The organism is Aliihoeflea sp., assembly GCF_052435475.1.
Classification (GTDB): domain Bacteria; phylum Pseudomonadota; class Alphaproteobacteria; order Rhizobiales; family Rhizobiaceae; genus Aliihoeflea.
Genome location: NZ_JBQVMV010000061.1, coordinates 1 through 507, shown reverse-complemented (window position 1 = coordinate 507; position 507 = coordinate 1). Strand labels below are relative to the sequence as shown.

At 64.5% G+C, this 507-nt stretch carries 1 pseudogene; it reads right to left on the bottom strand.

From position 1 onward, the window contains the following. Positions 1-507 (bottom strand): annotated as a pseudogene (locus ACT6QU_RS19550) (cytochrome ubiquinol oxidase subunit I); the annotation flags it as partial.

Sequence of the window (507 nt, the reverse complement as noted above, 5' to 3'; positions counted from 1 at the left end):
AGGCTGAACAGCGCCATGAGAAAGATCATGCCCATCACGACCAGCAGGATGATCATGGCCCACCAGCCATGGCTCGAGGGCCCGGTCACATAGGTCGGGACGCAAATGTCGGCGCCAATGTCGACGCCCTCGATTTCGACCGGCCGGTCGGTTTCCCAAAGCCATCGCAGTACCGAGATCACCGCGAGGACGCCGCTCACCCATGCGAACATATAGGCCTGCACCGTCAGCGCGAGGAAGAAGCCCGCAGTAAAGATCGCGGCGGCGAAGGGCCATGGCGACGGCCCGGGCATGATCTGCAGATATTGGGGCTCGGCGAGCAGCGGGCTGGTGACGATCGTCTCGCGACGGCCTGTCGCCGAGCGCGGGAGGAAATAGCGCCCCTGCTCGACCTCATCCGCGAGCGCAGGATCGTCCCACAAGGGCTCACGGCTCGTGACGACCGGGATCGAGCGCGTCGAATAGAGCTCGCTCGGCAACCAATCGAGCGTGCCGCCGCCATAGACA